Here is a 17,276-nt window from a genome sequence, read left to right as displayed (position 1 = left end):
AGCGCCCGGAGCAGCACCGGAGCGAGGAGTCGCACCATGAGCCCAGCCGCCGCGGAACCGGCCGAGGGATCGTTGCTCCTCGACGACCAGTTGTGCTTCGCGCTGTACGCGGCCTCCCGCGCGGTGACCGCCCGCTACCGCCCGCTGCTGGAAGAACTCGGCCTGACCTACCCGCAGTACCTCGTCATGCTCGTCCTCTGGGAGCAGGACTCGATCTCCGTACGGGATCTGGGCATCGCGCTGCAACTCGAATCCAGCACCCTCTCCCCGCTGCTGAAGCGGCTGGAGACGAACGGCCTGCTGCGCCGCGAACGCCGGCGCGACGACGAACGCTCGGTCGCCATCCGCCTCACCGACGCCGGCGCCCGGATGCGCGACCAGGCCGCCGCCGTACCCCTCGCCATCGGTGACGCCATGGGCCTGACCCCCGATCAGGACGCCCTGGCCAAGCAGCTCCTCCGGCTGATCACCGCCAACGTCTCGGCCGGCTGAACACCCCGCCACCTGCGCGTTCATGGCTGTCGGAGCAGTGTGTCGTCACCGCTGTTCACCTTAGTTTGCAGTCCCAACGGCATCTCCAGCACCGGGTCCCCGGTATACGGTCCGAAGCGATTTCCGGAAAGGAAATGGGGCACCGCCACCCCCGCCGTAGCCGCGCACGCACCGCCACGCGCGGTGCGCACCTGGTCAACCCGCCCCTGTACGACGACGTTTAGAGGTGCCATGCCGACCCTGGTCTCCGAAGTCTCGCCTCCGCCCCCGCAGCCGGACGCCCCGTCCCGTAACGCCACCGCCACCATCGTGCTGGCCTGTGTGGGGGTCTTCGTCTCCTACCTGCCGGTCGTCGGTGTGTCGGTCGCGCTGCCGGTGATCCAGCAGGCGCTCGACGCGTCCACCACCGGGCTCCAGTGGATCACCGACGCCTTCATCCTGCCGACCGCGGCCCTGCTCCTGACCTGCGGTGTCATCGGTGACCTCTTCGGCCGCAAGAAGATGTACCTGATCGGGCTCGCCCTGTCCTGTCTCGGCTGTCTCGTCGCGCTCACCGCGCACGGCGTCGTCCAGGTCTGCGTCGGCCAGGCACTCACCGGCGTCGGCACCGCCGCCCTCCTCCCCGCGACCCTCGGCCTGATCAGCCACGTCTGCCCCGACCATCGCAAGCGGGGCGCCGCGATAGCCCTGTGGACGGCCGCCCTCGGCCTCGGTCTCACCCTCGGCCCGCTCTTCAACGGCGTGATCGTGGAGCACGCGAGCTGGCGCTGGATCTTCCTGCCCACCCTGGCCATCGGCGCCGTCACGGTCCTGGTCGGCGCCTTCACCCTGGTCGACTCCCGCTCGGACCGCGAACGCCACCTCGACCTCCCCGGCCAACTCCTCGCCGTCGTCACCATCACCGCCCTCGTCTACGGCGTCATCGAGGGCGGCGGCGCTCCGGGCTGGGGCTCGGCGGAGGTCGTAACCGCGTTCGTCGTGGCCGCCCTCGCGCTGCCGGCCTTCGTCCTGGTCGAACTGCGGTCGCGCTGCCCGATGTTGGACATGCGGCTGTTCAAGTCCTCGGCGTTCTCCGGGGCCGCGTTCGTCATGGCGCTCACCCTGTTCGCCCAGGTCGGCCTGGTCTTCTCGCTCAGCGAGTACTTCGGCCTCGTCCACCACGCCTCCACCTGGGACATCGGAGTGCGCCTGATCGCGCTCAACGGCTTCACCGTCGTCCTCGGTCCGGTGGTCGGCCGGCTGATGCACCGGTTCTCGCCCGGCCTCGTGCTGGTGACCGGTCTGCTCGTCGGCGGGATCGGGGCACTGCTGGTCAACCTCTTCGACGCCTCCACCGGCACCGGCGAAGCGGCCCTGGTCATCGCGGTGTTGGGCATCGGCATCGCGCTGGCGATGGCCCCGGTCACCACGATCGCGATGAACAGCCTGCCGCGCCGACTGGGCAGCACCGCCGGTGCCGCGAACGGCGCCCTCCGGCAGATCGGCAGCGCCCTGGGCCCCGCCATCTTCGGCGTCGTTCTCACCCACCGCACCCTGGACACCCTGCCCGCACACGTCGCCGCGTCCGGCCTCGCCCCGGCCGACCAGGGCCAGGTCATCGGCATGGTCAACGGCGCCGGCATCCAGGCGGGCGCCTTCCTCCACCTGGGCACCGGCGAGGCGACGGGCCAGGCCCTGGCCGCCTACGGCGCGAGCTTCACCGACGCGCTGCACACCTGCGCCCTGCTCGGCGGCATCGGCATGCTGGTGGCCGCGGCCGTCGCCTTCGTCACGATCGGCATCCGCGCACGCGCGCCCCATGGCGAGGTGGAGCAGGAGGCGGAGGTGGCGGTTACCGGCTGAGCAACGGCTGTTGTTTCAAGGGCAGTTGCCTCCAGGTCGCAAGTGACGAGGGACAACTGCCCTTGAGGTAGGTCCTGTTGTCGACCTGGGGAGTGTGGTCAGTCGAGGGCGCTGTCGTTCTCCAGCGCGGGGGCGAGGAGATGACAGAGGGAGTCGGCCAGCAGGTGCAGGGGGTCGGCGGTCCTGAGCGGCCACTCGATGGCGATCCAGGCGGAGAAGAACGACTCGGTCTGGAGTACGGCCATCAACGCCCGTTGCCGAGCCTCCGCGGGATCGACGCCCTGCCAACGCTCCGGGGGAGCGACGAGCATCGCGACATACCGCTCGTGCGCCTCGACGTACTGCACCCGGCCCTCACCGAGGCTGCGAAGGGCCGCCGGGGCCGCCGCGTTGGCGACGCGGCGGATCGGTGCCATCTCGCGCCAGCGGGCCGCGGCATCGTCCAGCCAGGTGCGGATGTCGGCCCGGGTCCAGCACGGGAGCGCGGCCAGATCGGCGTAGGCCTCGCCCATCAAGCCGTAGACCCGCTCCACCAGGGCGTCGACGATCTCGGCCTTGCCGGGGAAGTGGGCGTAGACCGTGGCCCGTGTCACCCCGGCGGCCTGGGCGATGTCCTCCATCCGTGCGTCGAGGAACGGCTTCTCGGTGAACACCGTGACGGCCGCGTCGAGCAGTCGGCGATGCGTGAGGATCTTCTGTTCTTCGCGCAGGTTCTTGCGGGGCGTCGACTCCATCGGCCCAGTGTCTTGCATGGGTTGAGTCTACGAGCGCCCTCTCAACTCGACGGGGGCCAGTCGGCGTATCGGATGCGGCGCAGGTCGACGACGTCGCCGAGGGTGCCCCACTCGTCCTTGCCCAGCCGGGCCAGGGGACGCAGCCGGGTGACGTCCGGGTGGCCGTCGACCAGGACCGTCTCGTCGATCGCGAGATGGACCACCCGTCCGAAGACCACGGTGGAGTTGCCCAGCCGTAGCGTGCTGTGCAGTTCGCACTCCAGCGCCACGGGGGAACGGGCCACGCGCGGTGCCTTCACCCGCGCACTGGCCTCGCGCTCCACTCCCACGGCGTCGAACTCGCTCACGCCGTCCGGGAAGTCCGTGGCGGTCTTGTTCACCTCGTCGATGAGCGACTCCGGGGCGAGGTTGACCACGAACTGCCCGGTGGCCTCGACATTGCGCAGCGAGTCCTTGCGGCCGACCGAGGTGAACTGGACGACGGGCGGCGCGACCGAGGAGACGGTGAAGAAGGAGTGGGGAGCGAGATTGTCGACGCCGTCGGCGGAGACGGTCGAGACCCAGGCGATGGGGCGTGGCACGACGGTCGCGGTGAGCAGACGGTAGACCGCGAAGGGTTCGAGCCGGTCCGGGTTGAATTCAGTGCGCATACCAGCGATATATCAGACGTGCGCTCCCGTACGGAGGTTGCGGGTGAGCAGCTCGACGGACTGGGGCACACCGATCCGGTCGTCGCCGCCGGCCGGGAGCCGTCCGTCCGTCGCCTTGAGGTCGGTCAGGGCCCGGTCCATCGCCTCGTGCGCGGCGAAGAGGCAGGGGGTGCTGTAGATCGCCACGTCCACCCCGAGTTCCGCCAACTCGCCCAGCGACAACCGGGGGGAGCGGCCTCCGGCGATCTGGTTGAACAGCAGGGGCTTGTCGCCGATGGAGTCGCGGATCCGGCGGATCGCCTCGACGTCACGCACGCCGTCCACCAGCACCACATCGGCGTCGGTGGCGGCGAGCGCCTTGGCGCGCGTGAGGATCTCGGCGTCGTCGGTGGCGTCGGTTCGCGCGACGACGGTCAGGTCGGTCCGGCAGTCCAGTACCCGTTCGAGCTTGTCGAGGTACTCGTCGAGCGGCAGGAGCTGCTTTCCCGCCACATGACCGCACCGTCGCGGCCGCTTCTGGTCCTCCAGGATCACCCCCGAGGCACCGGCCTGCTCCAGACGCCGTACGACATGACAGGCCACCTCCGGGTCGCCGTAGCCGTCGTCGATGTCCACCAGCAGGTGGTGGTCGGGGAAGGCCCAGCGGAGCCGTTCCGTGAAGGCCACGATGTCCGGCCAGGCGATGAAGCCGATGTCCGGAAGACCGTAGTAGGACGCCGCGAATCCGAATCCCGAGACGAAGAAACCGTCGTAGTGCTGGGCCGCGATCGAAGCCGAGTACATGTCGTACACGCCGATCAGGGGCGTGGTGCGGGGCGTGGCGATCGCGCTGCGCAGTGCGCTGCCGTGAGGCATGGAGCAAGTCCCCTTGTTTCTGGGCGGATTGGCGATGTGCGCTCGCATAACGACGGATATGTTTTGGGAGTTACGCGGGTGCCTCTTCCGAGGACGCGGGGATGGTCGAAGATCTCGCTGCTCGTAGCGGACGCGCGCGCGGCTCGAAGGCGTCGGAGCCCGAAGTGCCGCCCGCTGTGAGGGTCGTGAGTCACTGCGGGCGGCGGCCGTCGCGTACGCCGCGAGTCGGCTGTGGGACCCGGACCTGGGTCCGGCCACCGTCGCCCGGGCGCTGAACGTCTCCGTCGGTGGCCTGTGTGTGTCGTTGCCGACATCGCGGCACGCCGGCCATCGCCTCCTCCGGACCGGAGCGTCCCGGCAGGTCAGCCATGGCGGCACTGTTTCCTGTCGCTGGACGCCATGTATGGTGAGCCGAAGTCGCTATACATGGCGTATAGCGAACTGGTGGCTTGGAGTGCCTCTGATGAGCACGGCAGTGAATGAGTCGGGTCCGTCGGACATATCTCCCGCGGTCAGCCGGACAATGCTGAAGGCCCTCAGTGGGCTGCTGCTCGCGCTGTTCGTGTCGACGCTCAGCAGTACGGTCGTCTCCAGCGCGCTGCCGAAGATCATCGGGGCGGTGCACGGATCGCAGACGCAGTACACGTGGGTGGTCACCGCGACGCTGCTCACCACCACGGCGACCACGCCGATCTGGGGCAAGCTCGCCGACCTGTTCAGCAAGAAGACCCTCGTGCAGGTGTCCATCGCCGTCTTCGTGCTGGGTGCCGTGGCGTCCGGGGTGAGTCAGACCGCCGGGCAGCTCATCGCCTCGCGTGCCCTCCAGGGTGTCGGTGTGGGAGGGGTGCAGGCGCTCGTCCAGATCACCCTCGCGGCGATGATCCCGCCCCGCGAACGCGGCCGCTACAGCGGCTACTTGAGCAGTGTCACGGCCACCTCGACCATCGGCGGGCCGCTGCTCGGCGGAGTCATCGTCGACACCTCGTGGCTGGGCTGGCGCTGGTGCTTCTTCGTCGGCGTACCGATCGCGGCCGTAGCGCTGTTCCTGCTTCAGCGGACGCTGAACCTTCCCGTCCTCCGGCGTGAGAACGTCAAGATCGACTACTTGGGGGCGACCCTCATCGCCTCGGGGGTCAGCGTGCTGCTGGTCTGGGTGTCGTTCGTCGACAACTCCTTCGGCTGGGCCTCGTGGCAGACCGCGGTCATGGTGGGCGGTGGGCTGGTGCTGATCGGCGCGGCCGTGTGGGTGGAGTCGCGGGCCGCCGAACCCGTCGTACCGCTCGCCATCGTGAAGCGGCGTACGACCGCCCTCGCGATCGTCGGCAGCCTCTCCGTCGGTACGGCCATGTTCGGTGCCGCGGTGTTCCTCAGCCAGTACTTCCAGCTCAGCCGTGGGCACAGTCCCACCGAGGCGGGCTTGCTGACGATCCCGATGATGGTCGGCATTCTCATCGCCTCCACGATCGCGGGGCGGATGATCAGCCGGAGCGGGAAGATCAAGCCGTTCATCATCACCGGCGCCGTCCTCCTCACGGTCGGGTTCGCCCTGCTCGGCACCATCGACTCCAGGACGTCCATGCTCCTGCTGGGTGTGGCGATGCTGTGCGTCGGGATGGGGGTCGGCATGACGCTGCAGAACCTGGTGCTTGTCGTGCAGAACACCGTGCCCCTGAAGGACATCGGCGCGGCCAGCTCCACGGTGTCGTTCTTCCGCTCCCTCGGCGGCACGATCGGCGTCTCCGTCCTCGGCGCCGTGCTGGCCCGGCACGTCCAGGACCAGATCGCGCACGGCCTCGCCTCGACGGGACTGCGGACCACGGGCGCGGTCACGGACATCGGCGCGCAGCCCGCCGCCGTACAGGAGATCATCCGTGTCGCGTACGGCGACGCCACCGCGCAGATCTTCCTCCTCTCGGCCGGGGCTGCCGTTCTCGCGGTGGTCGCCGCGATCCTGCTGAAGCCGGTCAGCCTGCGCAGCAGCCTCGACCTGACCGAGGAGAGGGAGGGAACGGCGACGGTCGCCGCCGAGGCGGGGTGACCGACGGAATCGGCCAGGGAAGTTCCGCGGGAGGGTCCCTCAACCCGTCTACCTGGGTAAACTGTCGGGAACGCCAAGTGCCTTGAGGGGGAGCCGGGATGCCGCCGCACAGTCCTTCCGCGGCCGGGGTTCCGGACGCGGGCGACGAGCGGAGCGGGCCGCCCGTCCGGCAGGCGCTCTCGGAGAGTGTGTACGAGCGCATCAAGGCGATGGTCATGGACCACGAGATCGCCCCCGGCGCCCGCGTCGGCATCGAAGCGCTCGCCCGCGGCCTCAAGGTCTCGCCGACGCCCGTCCGCGAGGCGCTGGCCCGGCTGGAGTCCGACGGCCTGGTGGTCAAGCGGGCGCTCTCCGGATACCGGGCCACACAACTGCTGACCCGCCAGGGACTCGACGAACTCTTCGAAATGCGCCTGCTGTTGGAGCCCAGGGCCGCCGCGCTGGCCGCCGTGAACGCCACCGAGACCCAACTCGACGCCTTCGAGCGGATCGTCGAGGAGATGCAGGCCCACCCCAGCCCGAACGAACGGTACGCGTCCTACCGCGACTTCGCCGCCCTCGACCAGCGCTTCCACGAGGCGATCGGACAGGCCGCGCACCGGCCGCTGCTGGCGGACGCGGTGGAACGGCTCCACGCGCATCTGCACATCTTCCGGCTCAGCAAGGTGGTCGGCGCCGAGGGCCCGACCGTCGCCGAGCACGAGCGGATCGTCCGGGCGGTGCTGCGCCGCAACCCCGAGCGGGCGGCCGAGGCGATGACGGAGCACCTGACGCGCAGCCTGGAACGGCAGATCGAGGACGGCGAGCAGCCCGCTTCCTGAACGGCCCCCACGGAGGCGGGAGTTGGAGGCCGTTCCCTCACTCCATGAGGAACACCTGGTCCGCCGTGGCCCACCACTCGCCGGGCGCCGCCTCCGGCACGCGCACCTGACAGGGGGCGGTGAGCTCCCACCACCGCCGGGTCGCCTCGTCCTCGGCCATCGACGCCAGGTCCGCCGCGAGATCGTCGCCGTCGTACTCGAAATAGCTGAACAGACGGTCGCCCAGCAGATGGATCGAGTAGTTGGAGATATGACTGCGCCGGATGCGGTCGAGCACCGGCCCGGGCACCTCGCGGTGCAACTCCCGGTACACGTCCAGCATTTCAGGGCGTACGGCGATGACCTGAGCCACGCGCCTCATGAGCGCACCGCGTCACGGTCGTGGATCAGGCGGATGATCCGGCCGCTCATGCGGTCGTAGTCGCGGTCGTTGTCGAGCTCGCCGCGGATGCGGTGGTCCGTCATGACGACGACGCGGTCCGCGAGGGTGACCATCTCCGCGAGGTCGCTGGTGATGAGGAGGATGGGCAGGCCGTCACGGGCGAGGTCCCAGATCAGTTCGTGGAAGGCGCGCTTGGTGCGGACGTCGACGCCCACCGTCGGTTCGTCGATGACGAGCAACCGGGTGTCCGCGGCGAGCCACTTGGCGAGGCTGACCTTCTGCTGGTTCCCGCCCGAGAGTTCACCGGCGTTCTGCCCGAGCCCCGAGACGCGGATGCCGAGCCGGTCGACGAGATCCTGCGCGACGTCCCGCTCCTCGCGTGCCGAGACGAACCCGAGTGCCTTGGCGAGTCTCTTCCACACCGTCACCGTGATGTTGCGGACGATGGGCTGCTCCAGGAAGACGCCCTCCTCCTTGCGGTTCTCGGTGACATACCCGATGCCGTACTCGTGCAGGGCCTGGCGTGGTGAGGTGATGCGGACCGGACTGCCGTGCACCCGGATCTCGCCGCCGGTGACGCGGTCGAGGCCGAGCACCGCCTTCACCAGCTCGCTGCGCCCGGCACCGACCAGTCCGTACAGGCCGACGATCTCCCCGGGCCGTACCTCCAGGCTGATGTCACGGTGCCCGCCGGCCGTGGAGACCTTGTCCAGTACGAGAGTTGGGGTGGCAGAGCGGTCGACCGTGCGCGGGCGCATCTCGGTCGCCGCGTGGGCGCGGCCCACCATGAGGCCGACGATGTCGTCATGGGTGTGGTCCGACAGGGGAGAGGACTCCAGGACCGACTTTCCGTCGCGCAGGACCGTGACCGTGTCGCAGACCGCGAAGACTTCCTCCAGTTTGTGGCTGACGAAGACGACACAGGCGCCGCGCGCGGACAGTCGCCGGATCACCTCGAAGAGGCGCTCCGTCTCCTGCGGCGAGAGGGAGGCGGTGGGTTCGTCCAGCAGCAGGGCCCGGCTCTCGGTGTAGAGGGCCTTGGCTATCTCCACCAACTGCTGCTGGGCGACGGAGAGTTCACGCACCGGCCGCTGCGGATCGAGCTCGACGCCGAGTTCCGCGAGGCAGGCCAGGGCCGGTGCGGTCATCGCCTCGCGGTCGACCAGGCCTCGGTGGGAAGGAGGCTTCTGCAGGGTGATGTTCTCCGCCACCGAGAAGCCCGGGATCAGGTTGCGTTCCTGGTGGACGACACCGATGCCGGTACGGGTCGCCTCCAACGGCGAGCGCAGATGCACCTGTTGGCCGCACCAGGTCAGCTCGCCGCCGTCGGGGGAGTGCACCCCGGTGAGAACCTTGATGAGGGTGGACTTGCCGGCGCCGTTCTCACCGAGCAGCGCGTGCACGGTGCCGGCGGTGAGCGTCAGTCCGACGCCGTCCAGGGCCCGGACACCGGGGAAGACCTTGACCAGGTCGTGGCAGTCGAGAAGAACCGTGCCGCTCACTGGGCACCTCCAGTCCGGGGCAGGACGGCGCCGTCGGGGGTCCCGGACTTCTCCAGGCGGGTCTGGTGCAGCCGGCCACCGGCGACCGTACCCAGGACGACCAGGCCGATGAGGAGGTTCACCCAGCTCGGGTCCAGCGAGAACTGCGCCCGCGCGGCGTCGATCAGCCGCGTCACGAAGGCCGCGAGGACCGTTCCGAGCACGGCGATCGAGCCGCCGGTGAGCGCCACGCCTCCGATGATCGGCGCGGCGAAGCTCGGCAGCAGCCAGTCGCCGCCGACGCTGCGGTTGACGCCGGGCAGCGAGGCCGTGGCGGTCACCGCGGCCACCCCGATCAGCAGTCCGGACAGGGTGTGCGCGGCCACGATCTGCCGGTCGGTGGAGATACCGGACAGCCGGGCCGCCAGCGGGTTGCCGCCCGCGGCGAGGAGCCGCCGGCCCGCGACCGTGCGGTACATGAAGGCGGCCAGCAGCGCCGCCGCGACGAGCGCGGTGACGAAGACCAGCGGGATGTCCAGCGGCGCCGCCGAGCCGAAGTCGCGCAGTGTGCGCGAGTAGCCGTCGACGGTACGGGTGCCGGTGAGCCGGTACTGCGCGCCCAGCAGGATCGTCATCGTGGCGAGGGTGACGATGAACCCGTTGATCTGCGTGGCGACGATGGCGACACCGGTCGCCAGTCCGATGGCCGTCGCCGTCAACAGGCCCACGATCACGGCCAGTCCGGCGGGCATTCCGTGATCGGTCATGAGAACGCCTATGAGGCAGGCGGTGAAGCCGCCCAACGCGCCTACGGCGAGGTTGAGTTGGCCCACGCAGAGCGCCACCATCTGGGCCAGCCCGATGAGGATGGGAGTGGCCAGATACTGGAGGAAGACCCGCACCGAGGGACCCTCGAAGAACGAGCCGGACGAGGCGATGCCCAGTGCCAGGTATCCCGCCATGACCACGCACAGCAGCATCGCCGCCGTGGAACGGGAGAACCGGCGCAGCCCGCCGATGACCCAACTCCCTTGCCCGCTGAGGGTGTTCAAGCGGTTCATGTCGAGCGCACCACCTTGCGATAGGACACCACCGTGCGGATCCGGTCGGCCGACAGGGCCAGCAGGAGGACACAGCCGAGATAGATGTTCAGGCTCTCCAGACCGACGCCCAGCAGGTCGAGGCCCTTGCGGATCACACCGACCAGGGCGGTGCCGAGCAGCGTGCCCAGGACGGACACCACCCCGCCGGTGAGGAGGGTGCCGCCGAGCACCGCGCCGAGGAAGGACGGCAGCATGAAGTCGTCGCCGATGGAGGCGCGGAACGTGCCCGTGCCGGCCGCCGCCATGAACCCGGCCAGCGCGGCGAGCAGCCCCGACAGCGTGTGCGCGAGCAGGACCCGGCGGCCGGTGGGAATGCCGGACAGCTCCGCGGCGGCCGGATTGGCGCCGGTGAGCAGCAGTTCGCGGCCGATGCGCGTACCGCCGTAGAGGAAACCGAGGGCGAGCATCGCGAGGACGGTGAACTGGGCTATCTGCGGGACGGCGGGGGAGCCGCAGATCGGGCCCGCGCAGATGTCGGCGAGGGAGTAGGAGCGCAGGGCGTCGATGCCGGCGGGGTGGGTGGTGAAGGCGGCGTCGTCGGTGAGGGCCGAGTAGAGGAGGGAGACGAGGCCCAGGAGGGCGAAGTCCATGGCCAGGGTGACGACGAAGGAACTCACTCCGGTACGGGCGATCAGCCAGCCGGTGACCGCGCCGATCGCCGCGCCGGCGGTCAGACACATGAGCAGCCCGACCTGCATCGGGACGCCGAGACGGTCGTAGCCGAGGCCCGCGAACAGGGCGCCGAAGGCGGCCATCCGGCCGACCGCGAGGTTCATGTGGCCCACGGACAGGGCGACCATCTGCGCGAGCGCGACGACGGTCAGGGTGGCGATGTCCCGCAGGAGCGGGAAGAGCACCAGCCGCTGGTCCACGAAGGCGGGGCGCAGCACCCCGAACAGGACGCTCAGCGCGATGACCAGCACCAGCAGGCCGAGCCGCTGGTTGACCCAGAACGGCAGGCGGTGCGGTGCCGTTCGCTCCTCCGGGACGGTGTCCGGCGGGCTGATCGAGGTCGTCATGCCACCCTCCGGTCGTCCAGCGCGTCCGGGTCCCAGTCGATGCCGATGCCCGGTGTGTCGGGGGCCACCGCCAGGCCGTCGCGGATAGTCAGTTCGGTGCGGGTCACGGCCCTCAACTGCGGGATGTACTCGACGTATTGGCCGTTCGGTACGGCCGCGGCCAGGCTGACGTGCAGTTCCATCAGGAAGTGCGGGCAGACCATCACGTTGTGGCTCTCCGCCAGGTGCGCGACCTTCAACCAGGGTGTGATGCCGCCGATCCGGGCCGCGTCGACCTGCACGACGGAGGCCGCGCCGGCCTCCAGGTAGCTGCGGAACTGCATGAGCGAGTACATCGACTCGCCTACGGCGACGGGGATGTGGGTCGCCGCCGCGAGCCGGGCGTGCCCGCTGATGTCGTCCGCGGGCAGTGGCTCCTCCAGCCAGTACGGGTCGTACGGCTCCAGCGCCGCCGCGAGCCGCAGGACCGAGGACGCCGTCTGGGACTGGTTGGCGTCGGTCATGATGTGCAGCGAGGGGCCGACGGCCTCGCGGACCGCGCGCAACCGCTCCGCGTCCTCGGCGGGATGCGGCCGGCCCACCTTGATCTTGACGCCCGCCCAGCCCAACTCCTGGGCGCGCAGGGCGCCTTTGACCAGTTCCTCGGTGTCGAGATGGAGCCAGCCGCCCTCGGTGTCGTAGACCGGCACCTCCCGGTGGTGGCCGCCGGCCAGCCGCCACAGCGGCTCGCCCGCGCGCCTGCACCGCACGTCCCACAGGGCGGTGTCCACGGCGGCGAGGGCGAGCGAGGTGATGGCGCCGGTGGTGGTCGCCCGGGTCAGCGCGAACAGCCGCTGCCACAGCGCCTCGACGTTGCGGGCGTCCTGCCCGAGGAGCGCGGGCAGCAAGTGGTCGCGCAGCAGGGCGAGTACGGAGCTGCCGCCGGTGCCGATCGTGTAGGAGTAGCCGGTTCCCGCGAGGCCGTCGGCCGTCTCCAGGCCGACCAGGACCGTCTCCTGTTTGACGAAGGACTGCACCGCGTCTGTACGGTCCTGCTCGACGGCGATGTCGACCAGCCGGGCGGTCGCGGTCGTGATGATGCTGCTCATCCAGCGATTCCGTTTTCTGTCGTGAGTGTCGGGGGGCGGCGATCAGCCGCAAGAGAGGACCTTGTCGGCGAACTCCTGCTTCAACCGCGCGGTCTTCGCCTGCCGCGCCTTGTCGTAGCCGGCGACGTTCGCCTTGGTGACGACGAACGAACCGGAGTCCACCTCGACCCCGGGCGAGCGCACCGTGCACTGCTTCGTCTGGAGCAGCGCCAGCGCCCACGTCCCGATCTCGGCCTGCCCGACCGGGTTCTGCACCACGGTGGCCGTGACCGTGCCCTGCTCGATGCCGCTCAGGATCTTGGCGTCGTCGTCGATGGCGATGACCTTCGCCTTCGACCCGGACGACTTGACGACATCGGCCGCGGCGACGGCCGGGTTGTAGGCGGTGGCGACAATGCCCGTGATCTGACTGCCCTTTGCCGCCATCAGGTCGGACACCGCCTTCTGCGCGGTCTGCAGGTCCGTGTCGATGTCGGTGATGGTCTGGAGGAGCTTCACCTTGCCGCCCGACTCCTTGACGGCCTGGGCGACGCCCTTGATCCTCAACTGGGTATTGGCGTCGACGTTGTTGCCGGTCAGATGGACCAGGGTGCCCTTGCCGCCCATGGCCGCGATCGCCGCCTTCGCGGCCTTGTAGGCGGCGAGTAGGACGTCCGTGGAGAGACAGAAGTCGGCGTCGTCCTTGTCACCGGCGGGGCAGGACCCCAGCGACGCCACCGGGAATCCCTGCGAACGCAGGTCCGCGAAGGTCGAGTTGATGTCGGTGGGGGAGACGCCGAAGACCCCGAACGCGTTGTAGCCGCGCGCCGCGAGCGTGGACAGCAGGTTGTTCTGCTTCTGCTGGTCCCACTCCGCCGTCTCGTCGAAGGCCACGGCGCCGAGACCGTACGTCTTCTTCGCGGCGGCACCCGCGGTCTTCCACGGTTGGAAGTACGGATGGGCGCCACCCGGCACGAGGGCGACCTTGGTCCCGGAGGCATCCCCGAGTTCGGCGCCGCCGCCGGTGCGAGCGGCCGGCGTGGCCTGACCGCCGGACTCGGCACCGGAGTTCTTGTAGGTACAGGCCGCCGTCCCCGAGGCCAGCAACACGACCGCGACAACTCCGGGCAGGACAGATCTGGTTGGGAAGCGCATGACCCACCCCTGCGGATTCCGAGAGGAATCAGATAGGAAATCGATGCGGCGATCGTGGGCGAGGAACCTGGGCCCGTCAAGGCTTTCGACACGAGCAGGTGCGGTGGGTAGGGAGTTTGTGACTCCGGAGGACGGCGCTCTCGCGGCTTGCTTGGCCCGGCCGTGCGCAAAATCGTATAGGAAATGCCTGCGTGTCGGCCTGGCCGTAAAGGTGCAGATCATTCCCGCCAATCGAAGATCGCGCGCCCGGCGGCCCTCTAGGATGACTGGCTTCGGCGTTCGCGGGCGGGCAGGTCGTGGTGGGGGCAACTCGCGGGCGTGCAAAGGAAGTTCACCGCAGGGAGACTGCACATGGGATCCGATGACGTCTTAACCGCACCGCTGGACGGGCTGTCGGCCGGCCCCGTGGTGCCGCGGCTGGTGCTGGGCGCACGGCTGCGCGAACTGCGGGAGGAGCGGAACATCGCCCGCCAGTTCGCCGGTGAGGCCATCCGCGCCTCCCGGTCCAAGATCAGCCGACTGGAGGCCGGCCGCCACCGCTTCAAACCGCGCGACGTGGCCGACCTGCTCACGCTCTACGGCGTCACGGAGGAGGCCGAGCGCGCCACCCTGCTGGCCCTTGCCGAGGAGGCCAACTCCCCTGCCTGGTGGCAGCACTTCAACGATGTGGTGCCCACCTGGGCGCGGGCCTACCTCGGGGCCGAACAGGCGGCGAGTCTCGTCCGCTGCTTCGAGGTCCAACGCGTTCCCCACCTGTTGCAGACCCCCGACTACGCGCGCGCCTCTCTCCGGCTCGCCCACACGGGCGCCGACGGGGCGGAACTCGACCGTCGCGTCAGGCTGCGGATGACACGGCAGCGGATCCTGCGCCGACGGCCGGCCGCGCAGCTCTGGGCCGTGATCGACGAGGCGGCCCTGCGGCGCCCGGTGGGTGGCACCGGCACGATGCGCGCCCAGCTCAGGCATCTCATCGAGATCTGCCGGCTCCCGCAGGTCACCGTCCAGGTCATGCCGTTCGTCGCCGGCGGGCACGCGGGGGAGGCCGGTCCGGTCACCATCCTTCGGCTGCCCGGCGGCCGGCTGCCCGACATGGTCTACCTCGAACAGCGCGTCACCGCCCTCTATCCCGACCGGCCGACCGAGATCGAGTGCTACTGGGACGTCATGAACCGCCTGGTGGTGGAGGCGGAATCGCCGGAGGAGACTCCGACGATCCTGCATCGCATCCTTCAGGAGACCTGAACCACCGGGCGGGGCCTAGCGTTTGAGGGCGACACCGCCGTACTGGTGCACCTCGGCGGGCAGCCCCCAGGCGCTCTCGTCGGGGCGCCAGCGCGAGCAGGACGCGACGCCCGGTTCGAGCAGCTCAAGTCCCTCGAAGAAGCCCGCGATCTGTTCGGGGCTGCGCAGGATGTACGGGATCGAACCGCCCTCGTTGTACTGGCGGATGGCGTCGACGTAGGCCTCGCTGGTGTCGGTGCTGTCGTACTGCACGAGGTAGCTGCCGGCGGGCAGGGCGTCCACCAGCCGGCGCACGATCGCGCGGGCCTCGTCGTAGTCCTCGATGTGGCCCAGGATGCCCATCAGCATGAGGGCGACGGGCTTGTCGAAGTCGAGGGTCTTGCCGGCCTCCCGCACGATGGTGTCCGGGTCGCGCAGGTCGGCGTCGACGTAGTTGGTGACGCCCTCCGGGGAGCTGGTGAGCAGCGCGCGGGCGTGGGCCAGCACCAGCGGGTCGTTGTCGACGTAGACGATGCGGGACCCGGGGACCACGCGCTGGGCTATCTCGTGGGTGTTGTCCACGCTGGGCAGTCCGGTGCCGACGTCCAGGAACTGCCGGATGCCCTCCTCGGCGGCCAGATGACGGACGGCGCGGGCGAGGAAGTACCGGGCGGCACGGGCGCCGGTCTCGATGCCGGGGAAGATCTCGCGGAACGCGTCACCGGCGACACGGTCCACTTCGTAGTTGTCCTTGCCTCCCAGCCAGTAGTTCCAGATCCGGGCCGACTGCGGCACGGTGGTGTCGAACCTGGCGAGCGCATCCTGCTCGGAGTTGTCTGCCGCTTCGTTGTCTGCCGCTTCGGTCATGGACGCTCCTGTGCGTACGCGGTGAGAACCACGGAACCGACGAAGATCGGCCGTGGACTCCCACGTTATTCCTCCGCCGCTCGCCTCGTGCGACGCCTTGGTCCCAACTGCGCCTGTACGGCTGCTCGTTGGCTTGTTCGCTGCGGTCGGTGACGTGGAATCAGTCCTCTGCCGGGGATCAGTTCTCCGCCGCGTGCCGGGTGAGGAATCCGATGCCGGCCGCGACGGCGGCCAGCACGGCCACGCTGGTGAGCGCGGCGGGGAGGGAGTACCAGTCCGCCATGAAGCCGATGGCGGGCGGTCCCAGGAGCATGCCGCCGTAGCCGAGGGTGGAGGCGATCGCGACTCCGTCGGGGCCGGCGAGGGTACCGGCTCGTTCCACGGCGACGGGAAAGAGGTTGGCGAGGCCGAGCCCGGTGATCACGAAGCCGAGGACGGCTGCCCACAGGGTGGGCGCGAGAGCGCCGAGCAGCATGCCGAGGGCGGCGGTGGTGCCGCCGGAGACGAGGGTGCGGGTCCGGCCGAGGCGTTCGAGGAGCCGGGTGCCGGTGAGCCGGCCGGCGGTCATGGCGAGCGCGAAGCAGGAGTAGCCGATCGCGGCGGCGCCGGCGGTGGCGTCGAGGTCCTGCTCCAGGTGCAGGGCGCTCCAGTCGGCGAGGGCGCCTTCGCCGAAGGCGGTGCAGAGGGCGATCAGGCCGAAGGTGAGGACGAGGCCGCGGGTGCGGGGGTTGAGGCGGTGGGGTGGGGTCTTCTCCTGCGGTGAGTTCTTGGGGGAGTTCTGTGGTGGGTCCTGCGGCGAGTTCCGTGATGGTGCGGGTGTCGTAGGTGACGTAGGTGACGTAGGTGATGTTGGTGGTGCGGGCGGTGTCGGAGGCTTGAGGCGCAGGAGGTTCCGGCCGACCACGGCGGTGACGAGCAGGCCGATCACGGTGAGGCCGAACAGATGCTGGGTCGGGGTCAGGACACCGGCGACCAGTCCGCCGAGCCCGGCGCCGACCATGCCGCCGAGGCTGAACGCGGCGTGGAAGCTGGGCATGATGGGCCGCCGCATGGCCCTGACCAGGTCGACCGCCGCGCTGTTGAACGCGACGTTGATCCCGCCGTAGGCGGCGCCGAAGACCAGCAGGACGAGGCCGAGGGCGAGCGGCGAGTGGGTGAGCGGGGGGAGGGACACGCTCAGGGACAGCAACACGGCGCAGACGACGGTGACTTGGTGGTTGCCGTAGCGGTGGCAGAGGCGGCCGGTGAGCATCATGGTGATGACGGCGCCGGCGGAGACGCCGAGGAGGGCGAGGCCGAGGGTGCTGGCGGAGGCGCCGGTCTGTTCCTTGATGGCGGGGATGCGGACGACCCAGCCGGCGAAGATGAAGCCGTCGAGGGCGAAGAACGCGGTGAGGGTGATCCGGAGGCGCGTGAGGTCGGTGGAGGTGCCCGGCACGGCGTTGTGCGTTCGGGGTTTGTTTATTTGCGGCACAAAATGAGGCTAGGTGGGGGTCGGGGCGGGGGCAAGAGGGCCGCTACGCGTTGCGTTGCCCTGGGCTTGAGGTGG

General features: G+C 69.8%; 16 protein-coding genes. 5 read left to right on the top strand and 11 right to left on the bottom strand.

From position 1 onward, the window contains the following. Nucleotides 1-36 precede the first annotated feature (36 nt). Nucleotides 37-492, top strand: a complete 456-nt coding sequence (locus ACIRRY_RS13275; protein ID WP_403971560.1) for a MarR family winged helix-turn-helix transcriptional regulator — start codon at nucleotides 37-39, stop codon at nucleotides 490-492. 231 nt (nucleotides 493-723) lie between these two features. Next, complete coding sequence (locus tag ACIRRY_RS13270; RefSeq protein ID WP_403971558.1) at nucleotides 724-2,334, top strand: MFS transporter; 1,611 nt, start codon at nucleotides 724-726, stop codon at nucleotides 2,332-2,334. A 98-nt stretch (nucleotides 2,335-2,432) separates the two neighbouring features. On the opposite strand, the gene ACIRRY_RS13265 is transcribed toward ACIRRY_RS13270, so the two are convergent. Genes ACIRRY_RS13265 through ACIRRY_RS13255 form a run of 3 tightly spaced genes read right to left on the bottom strand, consistent with a single transcriptional unit; the run spans nucleotide 2,433 to nucleotide 4,573 of the window. Continuing rightward, on the bottom strand, nucleotides 2,433-3,086 hold the full coding sequence (locus tag ACIRRY_RS13265) for a TetR/AcrR family transcriptional regulator (RefSeq protein ID WP_403971556.1): 654 nt from the start codon (nucleotides 3,084-3,086) through the stop codon (nucleotides 2,433-2,435). Nucleotides 3,087-3,109: 23 nt separating this feature from the next. After that, nucleotides 3,110-3,718 carry a flavin reductase family protein gene (locus ACIRRY_RS13260; RefSeq protein ID WP_403971554.1) on the bottom strand — a complete coding sequence of 203 codons (609 nt, stop codon included), beginning with the start codon at nucleotides 3,716-3,718 and terminating at the stop codon, nucleotides 3,110-3,112. A gap of 12 nt (nucleotides 3,719-3,730) precedes the next feature. After that, the gene (locus ACIRRY_RS13255; RefSeq protein WP_403971552.1) at nucleotides 3,731-4,573 is read right to left on the bottom strand and encodes an oxaloacetate decarboxylase; all 843 of its coding nucleotides are present in this window, start codon (nucleotides 4,571-4,573) and stop codon (nucleotides 3,731-3,733) included. A 463-nt stretch (nucleotides 4,574-5,036) separates the two neighbouring features. On the opposite strand from ACIRRY_RS13255, the gene ACIRRY_RS13250 reads away from it, so the two are divergent. Both ACIRRY_RS13250 and ACIRRY_RS13245 read left to right on the top strand, forming a co-directional pair. Next, the gene (locus ACIRRY_RS13250) at nucleotides 5,037-6,611 is read left to right on the top strand and encodes an MFS transporter (RefSeq protein ID WP_403971550.1); all 1,575 of its coding nucleotides are present in this window, start codon (nucleotides 5,037-5,039) and stop codon (nucleotides 6,609-6,611) included. A 98-nt stretch (nucleotides 6,612-6,709) separates the two neighbouring features. Then, on the top strand, nucleotides 6,710-7,432 hold the full coding sequence (locus tag ACIRRY_RS13245) for a GntR family transcriptional regulator (RefSeq protein WP_403971548.1): 723 nt from the start codon (nucleotides 6,710-6,712) through the stop codon (nucleotides 7,430-7,432). A gap of 37 nt (nucleotides 7,433-7,469) precedes the next feature. Here ACIRRY_RS13245 and ACIRRY_RS13240 read toward each other — a convergent pair whose 3' ends face one another. The 6 genes from ACIRRY_RS13240 to ACIRRY_RS13215 are packed head-to-tail and all read right to left on the bottom strand — an operon-like array spanning nucleotide 7,470 to nucleotide 13,639. Beyond that, complete coding sequence (locus tag ACIRRY_RS13240) at nucleotides 7,470-7,793, bottom strand: L-rhamnose mutarotase (RefSeq protein ID WP_403971546.1); 324 nt, start codon at nucleotides 7,791-7,793, stop codon at nucleotides 7,470-7,472. Beyond that, nucleotides 7,790-9,316 carry a sugar ABC transporter ATP-binding protein gene (locus ACIRRY_RS13235; RefSeq protein WP_403971544.1) on the bottom strand — a complete coding sequence of 509 codons (1,527 nt, stop codon included), beginning with the start codon at nucleotides 9,314-9,316 and terminating at the stop codon, nucleotides 7,790-7,792. The genes ACIRRY_RS13240 and ACIRRY_RS13235 overlap by 4 nt, the downstream gene beginning before the upstream one ends. Continuing rightward, entirely contained in the window at nucleotides 9,313-10,356 is a 1,044-nt protein-coding gene (locus ACIRRY_RS13230; RefSeq protein ID WP_403971542.1) for an ABC transporter permease, read from the bottom strand. Before ACIRRY_RS13230 ends, ACIRRY_RS13235 begins: the two co-directional genes overlap by 4 nt. After that, nucleotides 10,353-11,417 carry an ABC transporter permease gene (locus tag ACIRRY_RS13225; protein ID WP_403971540.1) on the bottom strand — a complete coding sequence of 355 codons (1,065 nt, stop codon included), beginning with the start codon at nucleotides 11,415-11,417 and terminating at the stop codon, nucleotides 10,353-10,355. The genes ACIRRY_RS13230 and ACIRRY_RS13225 overlap by 4 nt, the downstream gene beginning before the upstream one ends. Then, entirely contained in the window at nucleotides 11,414-12,505 is a 1,092-nt protein-coding gene (locus ACIRRY_RS13220; RefSeq protein ID WP_403971538.1) for a mandelate racemase/muconate lactonizing enzyme family protein, read from the bottom strand. Before ACIRRY_RS13220 ends, ACIRRY_RS13225 begins: the two co-directional genes overlap by 4 nt. 42 nt (nucleotides 12,506-12,547) lie before the next feature. Then, on the bottom strand, nucleotides 12,548-13,639 hold the full coding sequence (locus ACIRRY_RS13215) for a sugar ABC transporter substrate-binding protein (protein ID WP_403971536.1): 1,092 nt from the start codon (nucleotides 13,637-13,639) through the stop codon (nucleotides 12,548-12,550). A gap of 351 nt (nucleotides 13,640-13,990) precedes the next feature. Here ACIRRY_RS13215 and ACIRRY_RS13210 point away from each other — a divergent pair, with 351 nt between their 5' ends. Beyond that, complete coding sequence (locus ACIRRY_RS13210; RefSeq protein ID WP_403971534.1) at nucleotides 13,991-14,881, top strand: helix-turn-helix domain-containing protein; 891 nt, start codon at nucleotides 13,991-13,993, stop codon at nucleotides 14,879-14,881. Nucleotides 14,882-14,896: 15 nt separating this feature from the next. Here the strand turns inward: ACIRRY_RS13210 and ACIRRY_RS13205 are convergent, their stop codons facing one another. Together ACIRRY_RS13205 and ACIRRY_RS13200 are read right to left on the bottom strand one after the other, a co-directional pair. Next, on the bottom strand, nucleotides 14,897-15,727 hold the full coding sequence (locus tag ACIRRY_RS13205; protein WP_403971532.1) for an SAM-dependent methyltransferase: 831 nt from the start codon (nucleotides 15,725-15,727) through the stop codon (nucleotides 14,897-14,899). Nucleotides 15,728-15,905: 178 nt separating this feature from the next. Continuing rightward, on the bottom strand, nucleotides 15,906-17,165 hold the full coding sequence (locus ACIRRY_RS13200; protein WP_403971530.1) for an MFS transporter: 1,260 nt from the start codon (nucleotides 17,163-17,165) through the stop codon (nucleotides 15,906-15,908). Between the last annotated feature and the right edge of the window lie 111 nt (nucleotides 17,166-17,276).

It is taken from the genome of Streptomyces sp. NPDC101776, assembly GCF_044766845.1.
Taxonomy (GTDB): Bacteria; Actinomycetota; Actinomycetes; order Streptomycetales; family Streptomycetaceae; genus Streptomyces.
This window is presented reverse-complemented; position numbering and strand designations above follow the sequence as displayed.